16 protein-coding genes are annotated in these 17,539 nt (G+C 59.6%); 9 read left to right on the top strand and 7 right to left on the bottom strand.

The window, feature by feature from the left end; translation table 11 throughout:
- Positions 1 to 101: 101 nt before the first annotated feature.
- The 3 genes from AC3ISI_RS01965 to hslV all read right to left on the bottom strand — a co-directional run bounded on the left by AC3ISI_RS01965 (position 102) and on the right by hslV (position 2,521).
- Positions 102 to 479, bottom strand: coding sequence for a gamma-butyrobetaine hydroxylase family protein (locus AC3ISI_RS01965; RefSeq protein ID WP_452624616.1), 378 nt, complete (start codon positions 477 to 479; stop codon positions 102 to 104).
- A gap of 115 nt (positions 480 to 594) precedes the next feature.
- Positions 595 to 1,935 carry an ATP-dependent protease ATPase subunit HslU gene (gene hslU, locus AC3ISI_RS01970; protein ID WP_489335234.1) on the bottom strand — a complete coding sequence of 447 codons (1,341 nt, stop codon included), beginning with the start codon at positions 1,933 to 1,935 and terminating at the stop codon, positions 595 to 597.
- Between the two features lie 55 nt (positions 1,936 to 1,990).
- Complete coding sequence (gene hslV, locus AC3ISI_RS01975) at positions 1,991 to 2,521, bottom strand: ATP-dependent protease subunit HslV (RefSeq protein ID WP_046031180.1); 531 nt, start codon at positions 2,519 to 2,521, stop codon at positions 1,991 to 1,993.
- A gap of 230 nt (positions 2,522 to 2,751) precedes the next feature.
- Here hslV and AC3ISI_RS01980 point away from each other — a divergent pair, with 230 nt between their 5' ends.
- Positions 2,752 to 4,065 (top strand): IS4 family transposase, encoded by a 1,314-nt coding sequence (locus AC3ISI_RS01980; protein ID WP_489335235.1) that lies wholly within the window; start codon positions 2,752 to 2,754, stop codon positions 4,063 to 4,065.
- A gap of 98 nt (positions 4,066 to 4,163) precedes the next feature.
- On the opposite strand, the gene AC3ISI_RS01985 is transcribed toward AC3ISI_RS01980, so the two are convergent.
- Both AC3ISI_RS01985 and argS read right to left on the bottom strand, forming a co-directional pair.
- The gene (locus tag AC3ISI_RS01985) at positions 4,164 to 4,874 is read right to left on the bottom strand and encodes an SPOR domain-containing protein (protein ID WP_489335236.1); all 711 of its coding nucleotides are present in this window, start codon (positions 4,872 to 4,874) and stop codon (positions 4,164 to 4,166) included.
- A gap of 1 nt (position 4,875) precedes the next feature.
- Positions 4,876 to 6,612 carry an arginine--tRNA ligase gene (gene argS, locus AC3ISI_RS01990; protein ID WP_489335237.1) on the bottom strand — a complete coding sequence of 579 codons (1,737 nt, stop codon included), beginning with the start codon at positions 6,610 to 6,612 and terminating at the stop codon, positions 4,876 to 4,878.
- Here argS and AC3ISI_RS01995 point away from each other — a divergent pair.
- Positions 6,611 to 6,733, top strand: a complete 123-nt coding sequence (locus tag AC3ISI_RS01995) for a hypothetical protein (RefSeq protein ID WP_263288380.1) — start codon at positions 6,611 to 6,613, stop codon at positions 6,731 to 6,733. The two genes, argS and AC3ISI_RS01995, sit on opposite strands and share 2 nt — an antisense overlap.
- 84 nt (positions 6,734 to 6,817) lie before the next feature.
- On the opposite strand, the gene AC3ISI_RS02000 is transcribed toward AC3ISI_RS01995, so the two are convergent.
- On the bottom strand, positions 6,818 to 9,037 hold the full coding sequence (locus AC3ISI_RS02000) for a primosomal protein N' (RefSeq protein ID WP_489335238.1): 2,220 nt from the start codon (positions 9,035 to 9,037) through the stop codon (positions 6,818 to 6,820).
- Between the two features lie 289 nt (positions 9,038 to 9,326).
- On the opposite strand from AC3ISI_RS02000, the gene rpmE reads away from it, so the two are divergent.
- From rpmE to AC3ISI_RS02015, 3 genes are all read left to right on the top strand, one after another.
- Positions 9,327 to 9,557 carry a 50S ribosomal protein L31 gene (gene rpmE / locus AC3ISI_RS02005; protein WP_007899231.1) on the top strand — a complete coding sequence of 77 codons (231 nt, stop codon included), beginning with the start codon at positions 9,327 to 9,329 and terminating at the stop codon, positions 9,555 to 9,557.
- 26 nt (positions 9,558 to 9,583) lie between these two features.
- A complete protein-coding gene (locus AC3ISI_RS02010; RefSeq protein WP_489335239.1) occupies positions 9,584 to 10,384 on the top strand; it encodes a thermonuclease family protein in 801 nt (266 codons plus the stop codon).
- Positions 10,385 to 10,553: 169 nt separating this feature from the next.
- A complete protein-coding gene (locus AC3ISI_RS02015) occupies positions 10,554 to 11,822 on the top strand; it encodes a malic enzyme-like NAD(P)-binding protein (protein ID WP_489335240.1) in 1,269 nt (422 codons plus the stop codon).
- 271 nt (positions 11,823 to 12,093) lie between these two features.
- Here AC3ISI_RS02015 and AC3ISI_RS02020 read toward each other — a convergent pair whose 3' ends face one another.
- The gene (locus AC3ISI_RS02020; protein WP_489337611.1) at positions 12,094 to 14,535 is read right to left on the bottom strand and encodes a penicillin-binding protein 1A; all 2,442 of its coding nucleotides are present in this window, start codon (positions 14,533 to 14,535) and stop codon (positions 12,094 to 12,096) included.
- Between the two features lie 218 nt (positions 14,536 to 14,753).
- Here AC3ISI_RS02020 and AC3ISI_RS02025 point away from each other — a divergent pair, with 218 nt between their 5' ends.
- Genes AC3ISI_RS02025 through AC3ISI_RS02040 form a run of 4 tightly spaced genes read left to right on the top strand, consistent with a single transcriptional unit; the run spans position 14,754 to position 17,528 of the window.
- Positions 14,754 to 15,818, top strand: a complete 1,065-nt coding sequence (locus AC3ISI_RS02025; protein WP_489335241.1) for a pilus assembly protein PilM — start codon at positions 14,754 to 14,756, stop codon at positions 15,816 to 15,818.
- A complete protein-coding gene (locus AC3ISI_RS02030) occupies positions 15,818 to 16,384 on the top strand; it encodes a PilN domain-containing protein (protein WP_489335242.1) in 567 nt (188 codons plus the stop codon). Before AC3ISI_RS02025 ends, AC3ISI_RS02030 begins: the two co-directional genes overlap by 1 nt.
- The gene (locus tag AC3ISI_RS02035; protein ID WP_489335243.1) at positions 16,381 to 17,004 is read left to right on the top strand and encodes a type IV pilus inner membrane component PilO; all 624 of its coding nucleotides are present in this window, start codon (positions 16,381 to 16,383) and stop codon (positions 17,002 to 17,004) included. The genes AC3ISI_RS02030 and AC3ISI_RS02035 overlap by 4 nt, the downstream gene beginning before the upstream one ends.
- A complete protein-coding gene (locus tag AC3ISI_RS02040) occupies positions 17,001 to 17,528 on the top strand; it encodes a pilus assembly protein PilP (RefSeq protein ID WP_489335244.1) in 528 nt (175 codons plus the stop codon). The genes AC3ISI_RS02035 and AC3ISI_RS02040 overlap by 4 nt, the downstream gene beginning before the upstream one ends.
- The last annotated feature ends 11 nt before the right edge of the window (positions 17,529 to 17,539 follow it).

Consider the following 17,539-nt stretch of genomic DNA (forward strand, 5'->3'; position numbering starts at 1 on the left):
GAGTTTAATTTTTTTCGCAAGCAGGCCAATCATTGGCCTTTGAGCCGAGCATTCAAACAGATGAAATTAGAAAATGCCTTCTAAAGAGCAAGAGGCCTGATTTAGAGCATCAGCTTGACGATGGATTCGTTTGGATCGCGGGTTTTTCCGGCGGCTTTGAGCTCGGCAAGATAGTCTTCCCAGAGTGCGTCATAACGTCGCGCAAGTTCGTAAAGGTATTCCCAGGTGAACAGGCCGCTGTCGTGGCCGTCGTCGAAGGTCAATTTCAGTGCGTACTGACCGGCCGGTTCTACCTTGGTCAGGCCGACGTTGATCTTGCCAAATTGCAGGATGGGTTTGCCGTGGCCCTGGACCTCGGCGGAGGGAGAGTGCACGCGCAGGAACTCGGCGGGCAGGTGATATTCCTCGCCGGACGCGTATTTCAGCGACAGGGTTTTCGAGGCTTTGTGCAGTTTGATGTCGGTGGGGAGTTGGGTCATGTTGGATGTCCGCCTGTATGCGTGGTCTGACCCTTGTAGGAGCCGGCTTGCTGGCGAAGGCGATCTCAGGTGCGCCATCGCCGGCAAGCCGGGCTCCTACACGGAATCACATGACCTACAGGATATAACGGGACAGGTCTTCGTTCTGCGCCAATTCGCCCAGGTGGCTGTTGACGTAGTCGGCGTCAATCATGATCACCTTGCCGTCATGGGCGCTGGCCAGGTCGCCGGCGCTGAACGATACCTCTTCAAGCAAACGCTCAAGCAAGGTGTGCAGGCGACGGGCACCGATGTTCTCGGTCTTCTCGTTGACCTGCCAGGCGATCTCGGCAATGCGCTTGATGCCGCTCGGCTGGAACTCGATGCCCAGGCCTTCGGTTTTCAGCAGGGCGCAGTATTGCTCGGTGAGCGAGGCATGTGGCTCGCTGAGAATCCGTTCGAAGTCTTCCGGCGTCAGCGCCTTGAGCTCGACACGAATCGGCAAGCGGCCTTGCAGCTCAGGGACCAGGTCGCTCGGTTTGCTCAGGTGGAACGCGCCGGACGCAATAAACAGGATGTGGTCGGTCTTGACCATGCCCAGCTTGGTGTTGACGGTGCAGCCTTCGATCAGCGGCAGTAAATCACGCTGTACGCCTTCACGGGACACATCGACGCCACCGGAATTACCGCGCTTGGCGACCTTGTCGATTTCGTCGATGAACACGATGCCGTGCTGCTCGACCGCTTCCAGCGCCTTGGCCTTCAGCTCTTCTTCGTTGACCAGGCGGCCGGCTTCTTCGTCGCGCACCAGTTTCAGCGCTTCCTTGACCTTGATCTTGCGGCTCTTCTTCTTGCCCTTGCCCATGTTGGCGAAAAGGCTCTGCAACTGGTTGGTCATTTCTTCCATGCCCGGTGGTGCGGAGATATCGACTCCGGCCATTTCGGCGACTTCGATTTCGATCTCCTTGTCGTCCAGCTGACCTTCGCGCAGGCGCTTGCGGAACAACTGGCGGGTGTTGGAATCCGCCGACGGCGCCGCGTCTTCGTTGCTGAAACCCATACGTGCCGGTGGTAGCAGGGCGTCGAGGATACGCTCTTCAGCGGCATCTTCGGCGCGGTGGCGCACCTTGGTCATTTCCTGTTCGCGCAGCAGCTTGATGGCAGCGTCAGCCAGGTCACGAATGATCGATTCAACGTCGCGTCCGACATAGCCAACTTCAGTGAACTTGGTCGCTTCGACTTTGATGAACGGCGCGTTGGCGAGTTTGGCCAGGCGACGGGCGATCTCGGTTTTACCGACACCGGTCGGGCCGATCATCAGGATGTTCTTGGGCGTTACTTCAACCCGCAGCTCTTCAGGCAGCTGCATCCGACGCCAGCGGTTACGCAGCGCGATGGCGACGGCGCGCTTGGCATCGTCCTGGCCGATGATATGGCGATTGAGTTCGTGGACGATTTCACGGGGAGTCATGGACATAGTATTTAGCGGACCTCAAGCAAGAATGAGCCGTGGCGCGATGGCCAACACGGGCTTACTCGGCGCAGTCCTGCTCCTCAATGGTCTGGGTGTGATTGGTGAATACGCAGATGTCGGCGGCGATGCCGAGGGCAGTTTCGACGATTTCCCGGGCCGACAGATCGGTCTTCTTCAGCAGCGCACTGGCTGCGGCCTGGGCGTAGCCGCCGCCGGAACCCATGGCGATCAGGCCTTCTTCGGGTTCGACCACGTCGCCGTTGCCGGTGATGATCAGGGAGGCGTCTTTGTTGGCGACCGCGAGCATGGCTTCGAGGCGGCTAAGGGAACGGTCGGTGCGCCATTCTTTGGCGAGTTCGACGGCAGCGCGAACCAAGTGACCTTGATGTTTCTCGAGCTGGCCTTCGAAACGTTCGAAGAGGGTGAAGGCGTCAGCGGTGGCCCCGGCAAAACCGGCGATAACCTGGCCGTGGTACAGGCGGCGAACTTTCTTCGCGTTGCCTTTCATCACGGTATTACCCAAAGAAACCTGGCCGTCGCCGCCCATGACGACTTTGCCGTGGCGGCGAACTGAAACGATGGTGGTCAAGGGAGAGTCTCCACGCAGCGGGCGAAAATGCCTTATGCCAACTCATATGGGGGTGGTGGAGCGTATTTCAACTGTGGAGTGAGGCGAGGGACGAGCGGTTGGTAGCGGGTGATGGATGTGTTGTCGGGAAGGGCGCCATCGCGGGCAAGCCCTAATGCCAGTCAGTTAAGGAATTGACTTGCCCGCCAAGCAGTAATAGAAACGGGCTTATGTTTTTATGAGCCCGCTTCATGTCCCTGCAAAACGCCCTTCAAGAAGTTACCAAACTCAATCCGATCTCTTTCGAGCGCCTTGCGCAACTGATTGATCCTTTATGGATCGAGCAAGCGCTGGCCTCGACCGGAACGGTTTCTCTGCGCCGCAGACGCCTGCCGGCCGAGCGCATCGTATGGTTGGTGGTGGGGTTGGCTTTGTTCAAGAACGAGCCGATTTGGCTCATTGTGCAGCAGCTGGGACTGGCTTTGGGCGAAGCCAAGGTGCCTGTGCCCAGCGCCGCAGTCCAGGCCCGGCAACGGCTTGGAGCAGAGCCGCTGGCCGCACTGTTCAAGCAATTGGCCGAGTCATGGGGCGGCGCTGAGCAGCCCGCTTCGGCTGGCTTTTTAGGGTTACGCAGCTTTGCGGTAGACGGCGTGGTGTGGTCCACCCCCGACACGCCAGAAAACCGCCAAGCCTTCGGTGGCGGGCGGACTCACTCGGGAGACGGAGCCTGGCCACAAGTGCGCGGTGTTTGCCTGATGGATACCTATAGTCACTTGATTCGGGCCGCCTGTTTTGGCGAGTTTGCTATCGGCGAACTTCGCCATGCCAAAGGTCTGGAGAAAGCGGTAAGCGATCACTCGGTGACGATTTTTGACCGTGCCTATTACTCGGCAGCCCTCTTGCTCGACTGGCAGCACAGTGGAACCGAACGGCATTGGCTCATGCGGGCACGCAAACCGCTTAAATACGAGGTAGTCGAAGAGTTGGGCGCCGGTGATTGGCTCGTGCGATTGGCTGTATCCCGAGATGCGCTCAAGCAACGTCCAGACCTTCCTACCCATTGGCATGCACGACTGATTGAGTATTCGATAGACGACAAACCCCGCCGCTATCTCACCTCGTTGATCGATGCCGAGCGTTACCCTGCCAATCGGGTGGCGGGGCACTACAACGAACGTTGGGAAATTGAATTGGGTTACCGCGAGATCAAGCAAAACCTGCTTAAGGGGGAGCAATTACGCAGTAAACAACCTGATTTGGTGCGCCAAGAACTGTGGGGAACTCTGTTGGCCTACAACCTGATCCGTCAGGAAATGCGCTTGATGGCTGAAGAAATAAAGGTGGTGCCGCAGCGCTTGAGTTTTCTCTGGCTGGCTCAAGCGATCACCAATGCGCTGCGCTTCTGCCCGCTGGAAACGCCAGGCACGATCCCTAAACGACTGGCAGAACTGAGAGTCCAGGCTAAGCACTTCATGCTGCCTGCCAGACGAGAGCGAAGTTATCCACGAGTGGTCAAGCCCAGACCAGTCAAATATCCCAAAAAGAAGGCAAGAGGGCTTAACTGACTGGCATTAGGGCAAGCCCGCTCCCACAGGATGTGCGCTATCCCTGTGGGAGCGGGCTTGCCCGCGATGAACGATGACGGGGAGGTCCTGCCGGAAAATCAGCGGCTCTGGCGTTGTTGTAACAACAGGTTGCTAAACCCTGCGCCGGCCAGTTGTTTCTGCGCGGTGGTCAGTTGTTCGCGATTGCTGAACGGCCCGACCAAAACGCGATACCAGGTTTCATCCTTCACCGTGCCGGACTCAACCGCCACGGCCTGACCCAGCAGAATGATCTGCGCCCGAACCTTGTCTGCATCAGTCTGTTTGCGGAACGAACCGGCCTGCAGGAAGAACTTGGTCACTGGCGCCGCTTTCGACACTGGTGGTGCTGGCGGCGGTGTAATCCCGGACAGGGCTGCCTGAGCTCGCGCCGTATCGATCTTCGCCGCTTCGGCCGGTGTCACCGGCGTGGTCGGAATCGCTGGTACTTGCGGCGTCGGCAGGGTTTTCTCCGGCACGGCATCCGGTGGCACGATCACTTCCGATTCCGGCAACAGGGTGTAGAAGTCGTATTTCGGCTTCACCGGTTGCGTCGGGCTCGGCGGGGTCTTGTTGGCCTCGGCGATCTTGGTGGCTTTCTGTTGCTGTTCCACCTTCTCGCGCTTGACCGTGTCGCTGCCCTTGCCGGGTTCCAGCTTCATCAGGAAGACGATGAACGCACCGACCGTCAGGCCGATGGCCATCCACAGCCAGCCCGGAATCGGCTGTTTTGCTGGAGCTTGGTAACGGCTGGCGCCACGTTTGGGTGCAGGTTTTTTCTTGGCAGCCAACTTACATACGCTCCAGAGTTTCCAGACCCAAGAGTTCCAGGCCTTGCTTGAGAGTGCGGCCGGTCAGTGCGGCGAGGCGCAGACGGCTCTGCATTTGCGCCGGAGTGTCAGCGCTGAGGATCGGGCAGTTCTCGTAGAAACTGGAGAACAGGCCGGCTACATCGTACAGGTAGGTGCAGAGGATGTGCGGCGTGCCTTTGTCAGACACGTTGTTCAATATTTCGCCGAACTGCGCCAGTTTTGCGGCCAGTTCGTGTTCGTGGGCGGCTTCCAGCACGATCTGGCCTTCGACTTCGGTGAAGTCCTTGCCCAGTTTGCGGAACACGCCGGCGACGCGGGTGTAGGCGTACAGCAAGTACGGTGCGGTATTGCCTTCGAAGTTCAGCATCAGGTCGAAGTTGAAGCTGTAGTCGCTGGTGCGGTGCTTGGACAGGTCGGCGTATTTCACCGCGCCAATGCCCACGACCTTGGCGATGTTGCGCAACTCGGCTTCGGCGAGCTCCGGGTTCTTGTCCTTCACCAGGGTGTAGGCGCGTTCCTGGGCTTCGGTCAGCAGTTCGATCAGCTTTACGGTGCCGCCATCACGGGTCTTGAACGGACGGCCATCGGCGCCGTTCATGGTGCCGAAGCCCATGTGTTCCATTTCCATCGGGTGCGTCACGAAGCCGGCCTTGCGCGCCACGGCGAACACTTGCTGGAAGTGCAGGGCCTGACGCTGGTCGACGAAGTACAGTGCGCGATCAGCCTTGAGCTTGCCGCTGCGATAACGCACGGCCGCCAGGTCAGTGGTGGCGTAGAGGTAGCCGCCGTCAGCTTTGACGATGATCACCGGCAGCGGGTCGCCGTCAGCGTTCTTGAACTCGTCGAGGAACACACACTGGGCGCCATTGCTCTCGACCAGCATGCCGGCGGCTTTGAGGTCGTTGACTACGTTGATCAGGTCGTCGTTGTAGGCACTTTCGCCCATCACGTCGGCCATGGTCAGTTTGACGTTCAGCAGTTCGTAGATTTTCTGGCAGTGCGAAAGGGAGATGTCTTTGAACTTGGTCCACAACGCCAGGCAGTCCGGGTCGCCGGCTTGCAGCTTGACCACCAGGCCACGGGCGCGATCAGCAAACTCTTCGGATTCGTCGAAGCGCTGCTTGGCAGCACGGTAGAAATTCTCCAGGTCCGACAGCTCGTCGCTGGTGATCGGGTTTTCTTGCAGGTACGCCATCAGCATGCCGAACTGGGTGCCCCAGTCGCCCACGTGGTTCTGACGGATTACCTCGTCGCCGAGGAATTCCAGTACTCGCGCAACACCGTCACCGATGATGGTCGAGCGCAAATGGCCGACGTGCATCTCTTTGGCGAGGTTCGGCGCCGACAGATCGACCACGGTACGCTGCACCGGGCCGGCCTTGCGCACGCCGATTTGTTCGTCGGCGAGTGCGGCGTCAAGGCGAGTGGCCAGGGCCTGAGTGTTCTGGAAGAAGTTCAGGAAGCCTGGGCCGGCGATTTCGGTTTTGCTGACATTTTCATCGGCCGGCAGCGCGGCGATGATTTTTTCCGCCAGGTCACGGGGCTTCATGCCAGCCGGTTTGGCCAACATCATGGCGATGTTGCTGGCAAAGTCGCCGTTCTTCTTGTCGCGGGAGTTTTCCACCTGGATCGCCGGCGACAGGCCTTCAGGCAACACACCTTCGTTGACGAGTTGGGTGATGGCTTGTTGGATCAGCTGGCGAATGGTGTCTTTCATGGTGGTCTCTTTCGACCGCAAGCGCGGTACGCGCTTCGATGCGCTGGTGGAAAAACTGGGCATTATCCGTGGCGAAGACGGGCTTGCCAACTATAGCGGGCTGGTTATGGATATGTGGTGACAAATCTACCGCTATCGCGAGCAGGCTCGCTCCCATATTGATCACGTGAGCGGCACAGCCCCCCCTGTGGGAGCGAGCCTGAAATCAATACAAATCCACCGGATCGACATCAAGCGACCAACGCACCGCCCGTCCGCTCGGCATCTGTTCCAACACCAGCAACCAACTGCTCAACAGCCGATGCAGTGGCGCCCGAGCCGTAGCTTGCAACAACAACTGGGCACGATAACGTCCGGCGCGGCGCTCCATCGGCGCCGGCACCGGCCCCAGCAGCTCGATCCCGGTCAGGCCTTGCTCGGCCAGCAAGCGCTCGGCCTCGCTGCACGCTTCATCAAGAAATCCTTCGGCTTGCCCCGGTTTGTGCGCTTCGGCCCGTAGCAGCGCCAAATGGGCAAACGGCGGCAATCCAGCGGAGCGGCGCTCGCTCAGCGCTTGCTCGGCAAAGGCGAAATACCCTTGCTCGGTCAGTTGCACCAGTAGCGGATGGTCCGCCAGGTGCGTCTGGATGATCACTTTGCCCGGCTCCTCCGCTCGGCCGGCGCGACCGGCGACCTGAACAATCAACTGCGCCATGCGCTCGCTGGCGCGGAAGTCGCCGGAGAACAGCCCGCCGTCGGCGTCGAGAATCGATACCAGTGTCACCCGTGGAAAGTGATGCCCTTTGGCAAGCATTTGCGTGCCTACCAAAATGCACGGCTGGCCTTTTTGAATGGTGGCGAACAGCTGATTCATCGCGTCCTTGCGCGAGGTGCTGTCACGGTCGACCCGCAACACCGGGAAGTCCGGGAATAAAATCGCCAGCCGTTCCTCGGCGCGCTCGGTGCCGGCGCCCACGGGCCGCAAATCGACTTTGCTGCATTTCGGGCAGCGCCGGGGTACGCGCTCGACGTAGCCGCAATGGTGGCAACGCAGCTCGCCGGAGCGCTGGTGCACGGTCATCCGCGCATCGCAGCGCTGGCATTCAGACATCCAGCCGCAGTCGTGACACAACAGCGTCGGCGCAAAGCCGCGGCGGTTGAGGAAGACTAATACTTGCTGGCCGGCAGCCAGCGTCTGGCCGATGGCTTGCTGCATCGGCCCGGAAATGCCGCTGTCCAGCGGGCGACTTTTTACATCCAGGCGCAGGAAGCGCGGTTGCTTGGCGCCACCCGCCCGTTCGTTCAGCCGTAGGAGGCCATAACGGCCGGTGTAGGCGTTGTGCAGGCTTTCCAATGAAGGCGTGGCGGAGCCGAGGACAATCGGGATGTTTTCCTGTCGGGCGCGGACCAATGCCAGGTCGCGGGCGTGATAACGCAAGCCTTCCTGCTGTTTATAGGAACCGTCGTGCTCTTCATCGATGATGATCAGGCCAGGGTTTTTCATCGGCGTGAACAGCGCCGAGCGGGTGCCAATAATGATGTCGGCGTCACCGTCCCGGGCCGCGAGCCAGGCTTCGAGGCGTTCGCGGTCATTGACCGCCGAGTGGATCAAGGCGATGCGCGCATTGAAGCGCTGCTCGAAACGCGCCAGGGTCTGCGGGCCGAGGTTGATCTCCGGGATCAGCACCAGCGCCTGTTTGCCGGCTTCAAGGGTTTCACGGATCAGTTGTAAATAGACCTCCGTTTTGCCACTGCCGGTGACACCGGCCAGCAGAAACGCATGATAGCTGTCGAACCCGGCGCGAATCGCTTCATAGGCGGCGCGCTGCTCCGGGTTCAGCGGTAATTCCGGTTGCGCCAGCCAGTGCTCGTGACGCGCGCCGGGGGCGTGTTTGCGGATTTCTACCTGGACCAGGTCTTTGGCCAGCAACAAATCCAGGCTGTCTTTGCTCAACATCAGTTTGCTCAGCAATTGATGAGCCACGCCGTGGGGATGTTGCGCCAGCGTCGCCAGGGCTTCGCGTTGGCGGGGGGCGCGGGCAATGCGCGGATCATCAAGGCTGGCGCCCGGTGCGGCGGACCAGAAGCGTTCCTGGCGGGCTTCGGCCAGTTCGCCCTGACGCAGCAACACCGGTAGCGCCCAACTCAAGGTGTCGCCGAGGCTGTGTTGGTAATACTGGGAGGTCCACAGGCACAGCTTGAACAGCGCCGGTGGCAGCGGCGGCGTGGCATCGAGCAGGGCCAGCGCGGGTTTGAGCTTTTCCACCGGCACTTCGCTGGTATCAGTGACCTCCACCAGTATCCCGATCATTTCCCGTCGTCCAAATGGCACCCGCAGGCGCATTCCCGGTTGCAACTGGGCACGCAGGACTCCGGCCGGGGCACGGTAATCGAACAGACGGCGCAGCGGCGAAGGCAGGGCGAGGCGCAAAATGGCGTCGGGCACGCGGGGGGTCTCGATCAGCAGGCGGTAAAAAGGATCAGGCACATAACCTTGTAGGAATGAGCCTGCTCGCGATAGCGGTGTTTCGGATGACATAAACGTTGAATGACAGATCGCTATCGCGAGCAGGCTCACTCCTACAGGGGATCGCGTATTGGGTCGGGAGCCTAGCAGACGACTGGTTTGAGGGACAGCTTGCGTGATTGGCGATGTCTGGTAGAATCCGCGGCCTAATTACGTGCGGTATTCAACAATAGTGTTGAGTGGCGGCACGCTAGCCTGAGGAATCATCATGAAAGCCGATATCCATCCAACATACGAAATCACCGCAGTTACCTGCAGCTGTGGCAACAAGTTCGAAACTCGTTCGAACCTGGCCAAGCCTCTGGCGATCGACGTATGCAACGAGTGCCACCCGTTCTACACCGGTAAGCAGAAGACTCTGGATACTGGCGGTCGTGTACAGCGCTTCGCAGACCGTTTCGGCGCTTTCGGCAAGAAAGCTCCAGCTGCTGCAGAGTAAGGTTGAAGGGCCCGGTGGGCTTTTCCTTGCTGTTGAAAAAGGCGTCCCTAGCGGGCGCCTTTTTTGTGTCTGCGATTTGGCTGACCGGCGCCCAGGCTTTCTGCACGGCACCTGGCGGGCTGACATCGGTCACGGTACAGCGGGTTGTGGATGGCGATACATTGCGCCTGAGCGATGGCCGCAGTGTGCGCATGATTGGCTTGAATACGCCGGAATTGGCCAAACAGGGCCGTTCCGACGAGCCGTTTGCCGTGGTCGCGCGCAAACGTCTTGAGGCGCTGGTGGCTGCCAGCGATGGCCGCGTCGAATTGATGCCGGGTAAAGAAAGCAAGGATCGCTACGGTCGCACGCTGGCCCATGTCTATGGCGCCGACGGTGCCAACCTCGAAGCGCAGATGCTTGCCGAAGGCCTGGGTTTTCAAGTGGCGGTCGCACCCAATGTCGATTTGGTCAGCTGTCAGCAAGCCGCCGAACGCAGCGCCCGGGAGGCCGGCCTTGGCGTATGGCGGCAATCCCCCGTGCTGAAAGCGGAGCAGATCAATGCTTCTGGTTTCGCCATACTCAGCGGTCGTGTGAGCAATGTTCAGCGCAATCGCGGTGGGATTTGGATCGAGTTGCAGGACTCGGTTGTATTGCGTGTTGCACCCAATGTGCTCGGGCAATTCGATGCCTCTGCGCTGGAAAAGCTCAAGGGCAAACAGATTGAGGCGCGTGGCTGGGTACTGGATCGTTCGCGTCACGGCGAATTGAAATCCGGGCAGGCACGCTGGCTTCTTCCGCTCACTGATCCGTCGATGTTGCAGACGACACAGCAAGAAAAATTGTAGACATTTTTTCTGTCGATTGTGAACAGTAAATCCCTTGTGTTCCGTGGCTCTTGGCCCAAAGTCGTAGGGCAGGGCGCTTGACAGGGGTGACTGGTCAGTCTTGTGGGGATTTTGCGAGGCGCGTATCCTCGCTGGCCAGTCTGTCCAACAGTAAAAGCGGAATGCCAAAATGTCTGATCTGAAAACTGCCGCTCTCGAATATCACGCCCATCCTCGTCCAGGGAAGCTGAGTGTCGAGCTCACCAAGGCCACCGCTACCGCCCGCGACCTCTCGCTGGCCTACAGCCCTGGCGTAGCCGAACCAGTACGCGAAATCGCCCGCGATCCTGAACTGGCCTACAAATACACCGGCAAGGGCAACCTGGTGGCAGTCATTTCCGATGGCACCGCGATTCTCGGCCTGGGTAACCTCGGCCCATTGGCTTCCAAGCCTGTGATGGAAGGTAAAGGCGTGCTGTTCAAGCGCTTCGCCGGCATCGACGTTTTCGACATTGAAGTCGACTCCGAAAGCCCGCAAGCCTTCATCGATACCGTCAAGCGCATCTCCATCACCTTCGGTGGCATCAACCTGGAAGACATCAAGGCACCTGAGTGCTTCGAGATCGAGCGCGCTCTGATCGAGCAGTGCGACATTCCGGTATTCCACGATGACCAGCACGGCACCGCAATTGTGACCGCGGCCGGTATGATCAACGCCTTGGAAATCGCTGGCAAAACCCTCGCTGACGCCAAAATCGTTTGCCTGGGCGCCGGTGCGGCCGCCATCTCCTGCATGAAATTGCTGGTGAGCATGGGCGCCAACATCGAAAACATCTTCATGGTTGACCGTACCGGCGTGATTCACTCCGGCCGTGACGACCTGAACCAGTACAAAGCGGTCTTCGCTCACGCGACCGACAAGCGCACCCTGGCTGATGCCCTGACCGGTGCTGACGTTTTCGTCGGCCTGTCCGGCCCGAACCTGTTGAGCGCTGAAGGCCTGCTGTCGATGGCGCCTAACCCGATCGTGTTCGCGTGCTCCAACCCGGATCCGGAAATCTCCCCGGAACTGGCTCATGCCACCCGTGACGACGTGATCATGGCCACCGGCCGTTCGGACTACCCAAACCAGGTCAACAACGTACTGGGCTTCCCTTTCATCTTCCGTGGTGCCCTGGACGTTCGCGCCAAGCGCATCAACGAAGAAATGAAAGTGGCAGCCGCCAACGCCCTGCGTGAACTGGCCAAGCTGCCAGTGCCTCAGGAAGTGTGCGACGCCTACGGCGGCATCAAACTGGAATTCGGCCGTGAATACATCATTCCGAAACCAATGGATGCCCGTCTGATTACCCTGATCTCCGATGCCGTGGCCAAGGCTGCCATCGAGACCGGCGTAGCGACCCTGCCGTATCCGAAGAACTACCCGCTGAAAAGCGTGGATGACGTGTTCAACGGCTAAGCCGTTGTAGCGCTTCAACCAAAAGCCCCGGGCTCGTAAGTGAGTCGGGGCTTTTTTATGTCTGCTGGTTTGTGGGTGACTGTGATGGCCCCATCGCGAGCAGGCTCGCTCCCACCTTTGACCGATGTGTACGTGAATCCCGAGTTCACCCAAATCCACCGTGGGAGCGAGCCTGCTCGCGATGGGGTCATCACAGGCGGTGTAGGGATTACAGATACAAAAAAGCCCCGCTCTTCTTCCGAAGGCGGGGCTTTTGCGTTGCGCTACGCGATCAGAACAAATCGATCGGCGCTGCTTCATCCGCCGGCAGCGGGCTGCCCGGCGCACTGCCGTTACCCAACTCGTCCCCTGACGGTGGCGTGTCTTCGGCCTTGAACAGTTCGAAGTACGCGCCCGGCGTGCCTGGGCTGGCGGCACGACCGCTGACCGGGTCAACCCGCAGGCTCAAGATGCCTTCTGGCTCAGGCTGAGTATGCGGCGGCTTGTCTTTAAGGGCCGCCCCCATGTAGTTCATCCAGATCGGCAGTGCGACGGTGCCGCCGAACTCCTTGCGCCCCAGGCTTTCCGGCTGGTCGAAACCGGTCCAGACGGTGGTCACATAATCGGCGTTATAGCCGGAGAACCACGCGTCCTTGGATTCGTTGGTCGTACCGGTCTTGCCCGCGATGTCACCACGTCCCAGGGCCAGAGCGCGACGGCCGGTACCAAGCTTGATCACATCCTCCAGCATGCTGTTGAGGATGTAGGTCGTGCGGCCATCGATGATGCGCTCGGCAACGGCCGGCGTCTGTGGCGCGATACCTGGCGCGGCGGGTGCCTCGGCCGGGGTCGAGTTGACCGTGAATGACTGGGCGGCCGGTGCAGCAATGCCACTGGTCGCTACGTCGCCCTGAGGAACACTCGGCGGGTTGGCGACGAACAGCGTGTCGCCGTTACGGCTTTCGATCTTGTCAATGATGTACGGAGTGATCTTGTAGCCGCCGTTGGCGAAAGTGCTCCAGCCGGTGGCGATTTCCATCGGTGTCAGGGTCGCGGTGCCCAACGCCAGCGACAGGTTGGGCGGCAGGTCCTGCTTGTTGAAGCCAAAGCGGGTGATGTAGTTGATGGTCTTGTCGACGCCCATCGCTTGCAGCAAGCGGATCGAAACCAGGTTACGCGACTTGTACAGCGCCTCACGCAGGCGAATCGGGCCGAGGAAGGTGTTGGTATCGTTCTTCGGACGCCAAACCTTGTCCAGGTACTCGTCGACAAACACGATCGGTGCGTCGTTCACCAGGCTGGAGGCGGTGTAGCCGTTATCCAGTGCAGCGCTGTAGACGAACGGCTTGAAGCTCGAGCCTGGCTGACGCTTGGCCTGCAAGGCGCGGTTGTAGTTGCTCTGTTCAAAGGCGAAGCCGCCGACCAGTGCACGAATGGCGCCGTTCTGCGGATCCAGTGAAACCAGCGCGCCTTGTGCCTGCGGGACCTGGCTGAATTTCAGCGTGTTGTCCGGCTGACGCTGTACGCGAATCAAGTCACCGACCTGCGCCACATCCGACGGCTGCTTCGGATTAGGCCCCATGCTGTTGGTGTTCAGGAACGGGCGCGCCCATTTCATGCTGTCCCAGCTGACGTGTCCGTCACCGGTGCGGGTCATCACTTGCAGGCCGTTTTTGTCGACCTGAGTGACAATGGCGGGTTCAAGGCCGCTGATGGTGCGTTGCTTGGTCAGCTCGGTTGCCCAGGCCTCACGGGCCTTGCCCGGCAAGCGCGACTCGGGGCCTCGATAGCCATGGCGCTGGTCATACGTGATCAAGCCATCGTGAACGGCGGTGTTGGCCATTTCCTGCAGATTGCTCGGCACGGTCGTGGTCACGCGGAAACCTTCGGTGTAGGCATCGCTGCCGTAGCGACCGACCATTTCAGCCCGGGCCATTTCGGCGATGTACGGCGCATTCACTTCCGGCGTCGGGACGTGATAGCTGGCGTTCAGCGGCTCGTTGATCGCCGTGGTGTATTCGGCTTCGGTGATTTTCCCCAGCTTGTACATGCGCCCCAGAATCCAGTCGCGGCGCTCTTTGCTGCGAGCCGGGTTGGCCAGCGGATTGAAGCGCGACGGGGCTTTTGGCAGGCCGGCGATCATCGCCATCTGGGCGAGGCTGACATCACGAATCGATTTGCCGTAATAGACCTGCGCCGCCGCCTCGATACCGTAGGCGCGGTTGCCCAGGTAGATCTTGTTGACGTACAGCTCAAGGATCTCGTCCTTGGTCAGCTGCCGTTCGATCTGCAACGCCAGGAGAATTTCGGTGGTTTTTCGCGAGAAGCTGCGTTCGCTGGTCAGGAAGAAGTTTTTCGCCACCTGCATGGTGATGGTGCTGCCACCGGACTGGATGTGCCCGCTTTTGACCAATTGGGTGGCGGCACGCATCAGGCTGCTGGGGTCGACGCCATAGTGGTTGGCGAAATTGTCGTCTTCAGCACTTAGTAACGCATTAATGAAATTGGGGGGAATGTCGGCGAAACGGATCGGAGTGCGGCGCATTTCGCCAAACTCTGCGATCAACTTGTCATCGCTGCTGTAGACCCGCAAAGGAATCTGCAACTGGATGCTTCTCAGCGCCTCCACGGAGGGTAATCCGGGACTAAGGTAGAGAAAGGCGCCGCTTAGACCCAGGAGCAGTCCGCAGAAAACGGCGACGATGGACCAACCGAAAAATTTCAGCAGACGAATCAAGGCTTTTGGACATCCAGGGCAAAGAATGAATAAGGCATCAGGGTTCAGATAAACAGGGAACGGCCCGCGCTTGAAGTAAAAACCGGGAAAAAACGCTGGGCATTATAAGCATTTTTCCGCAGGGAGCGTCATGGGCGCGTCTGTCAAGACGAAGTGAATGAACGCAATGGATATTACAGAGTCCGTAAGACACGGAAAGTCATAGGGAATTGGTAGTGCTAGGACTCTTCAATAAAAAAGCCAACACGCTGTTGGGGATCGACATCAGTTCCACGTCGGTAAAGCTTTTGGAACTGAGCCGTCAGGGCGGCCGCTATCGGGTCGAGGCATACGCTGTAGAGCCGTTGCCCGCCAATGCGGTGGTCGAAAAAAACATCGCCGAGCTCGAAGGCGTCGGGCATGCGCTCGCTCGTGTGCAACTCAAGGCCAGAACCAGCCTCAAGAACGTGGCGGTGGCAGTGGCAGGCTCGGCGGTGATCACCAAGACCATCGAGATGGACGGCGGACTTTCCGACGACGAGTTGGAAAACCAGCTAAAGATCGAGGCCGATCAGTACATCCCCTATCCGTTGGATGAAGTCGCCATCGACTTCGAAGTTCAGGGCGTGCCTGCGCGTAACCCCGGGCGGGTGACGGTGCTGCTGGCTGCCTGTCGCAAGGAAAATGTCGAGGTCCGTGAAGCGGCCTTGGCCCTGGCTGGCCTGACCGCGCGCGTAGTCGATGTCGAGGCCTATGCACTGGAACGTTCTTTCGGGTTGCTATCAACGCAGCTGAATGCCTCTGAGGAGCGACTGACGGTCGCGGTGGTGGACATCGGCGCGACCATGACCACCCTCAGCGTGCTGCATAACGGGAAGATCATCTATACCCGCGAGCAATTGTTCGGTGGTCGGCAACTGACCGAAGACATTCAGCGCCGATATGGCCTGACAGTCGAGCAGGCGGGGCTGGCGAAGAAGCAGGGCGGTTTGCCGGATGACTACGTAAGCGAAGTCTTGCAACCGTTTCGCGAGGCGGTGGTGCAACAGGTTTCACGCTCGTTGCAGTTCTTCTTCGACTCTGGCCAGTACAGCAAGGTCGATCACATTCTGTTGGCCGGTGGCACAGCGTCGGTGTCGGGGCTTGATCGGTTGATCGAGCAGCGCCTGGGCACGCCGACTCAGGTAGCCAACCCATTCTCCAACATGGCCTTGAGCAGCAAGGTCAACGCCGATGCCCTGGCCAGTGATGCTCCGGCGCTGATGATCGCGTGCGGGCTTGCCCTCAGGAGTTTCGACTGATGGCGCGGATCAATCTTTTACCCTGGCGCGAGGAGCGGCGAGAAGAACGCCGCAAGCGTTTTCTGGTGACGTTGGTCGGCGTGCTGCTGTGCTCCGTGGGGGCGGTGCTTGTCGTGGATCAGTTCATTAGCGGCGCCATCGATCGGCAGGTTGCCCGTAACGATTACATTGCTAAACAAATTGCAGTGGTCGACGAGCGGATCGCACAGATCAGTGATCTGAAAGCCCGTCGCCAGCAGTTGGTCGAACGCATGCGCATCATCCAGGACCTGCAGGGCAACCGGCCGATCAGTGGCCGGATCTTCGACCAATTGGCGCGTACGTTGCCGGACGGTGTGTATTTCACCGAAGTGAAAATGGTCGGCAAAACCCTGTCCATCACTGGCGCTGCGGAGTCCAACAATCGTGTGTCGGATTTGATGCGCAATCTGGATGCGTCCGACTGGTTCGATGCCCCGAGCCTTACAGAGGTCAAAGCGACGACCGCCGGTCAGCTGGATCAGGCCAATGTCTTTCAACTGACCGTTCGTCTGACGCAACCCACTGCCGTGGGGGATGGCCAATGAGCCCGTCCCGATGGTTTGAAGGGCTGCGCAATGTGGATATCAACGATCTGGACACCAGCAACATGGGGGCCTGGCCGCCAGCGATCAAAGCGATGACAGGTGTTCTGCTGATGGTGCTGGTGGTGGCGCTGGGATACGCCTTTTACCTCAGTGACCTGGAAGGCCAACTCCATCTCAAGCGCGAGGAAGAGTCGACCCTCAAGGAGCAGTTCGCGACCAAAGCCCACATGGCGGCGAATCTGGAACTGTACACCCAGCAAATGCAGGAAATGGAGCTCTCCTTTGGCGTGCTGCTGCGGCAATTGCCCAGCGACACCGAGGTCCCCGGTCTGCTGGAGGACATTACCCGCACGGGTCTCGGCAGCGGGCTGGAGTTCGAAGAGATCAAACTACTGCCGGAAGTCACCCAGCCGTTTTACATCGAACTGCCGATCCAGATCACGGTTACCGGCGCCTACCACGACCTGGCGACCTTCGTCAGCGGAGTGGCCGGGCTGCCGCGGATCGTGACGCTGCATGATTTCGATCTTGCGCCGGCCAATCCTGAGGGCGGTCCGAAGCTGCGCATGAGCATCCTCGCCAAAACCTACCGCTACAAAGACGCCGGGGTGCAGAAATGAGCCCCGTCCGTTGTTTATCGATGCTGTTGTTGGTCGCCAGCCTGACTGCGTGTGGCAGTGGCAACGATGCCGGCGACCTTGATGCCTACATGAATGAAATGCGTCTGCGAGCTCCAGGCAAAATTGAACCAACGCCGACGTTTCGGTCATACCCAGCGTTCACCTACAGCGCCGCCAATCTGCGCAGTCCGTTTTCGCGGCAGGTCAGAGTGGACCTGGCCGGTCAGAAGCGCGGTTCGCACAACGTCAACCCCGACCTCAATCGGATCAAGCAATACCTCGAAGGGTTCAACATCGAGCAGTTTGAAATGGTCGGCACGATCTCCAATGCCACCGGCTCCTTTGCGCTGTTACGCGGAGCGGGCGGGGTGCATCGGCTGAAAGTCGGCGATTACCTGGGGCGTAACGATGGACGGATCGTCGCCATCAGCGGCTCACAAGTCGATGTAGTCGAAATCGTTCCCGATGGCGAGGGTGCCTGGCTGGAGCGACCACGGACCCTTCCTTTGAAAGAGCACTCATAGTGGAACTCGAA

Source organism: Pseudomonas sp. GL_139_B, assembly GCF_057834475.1.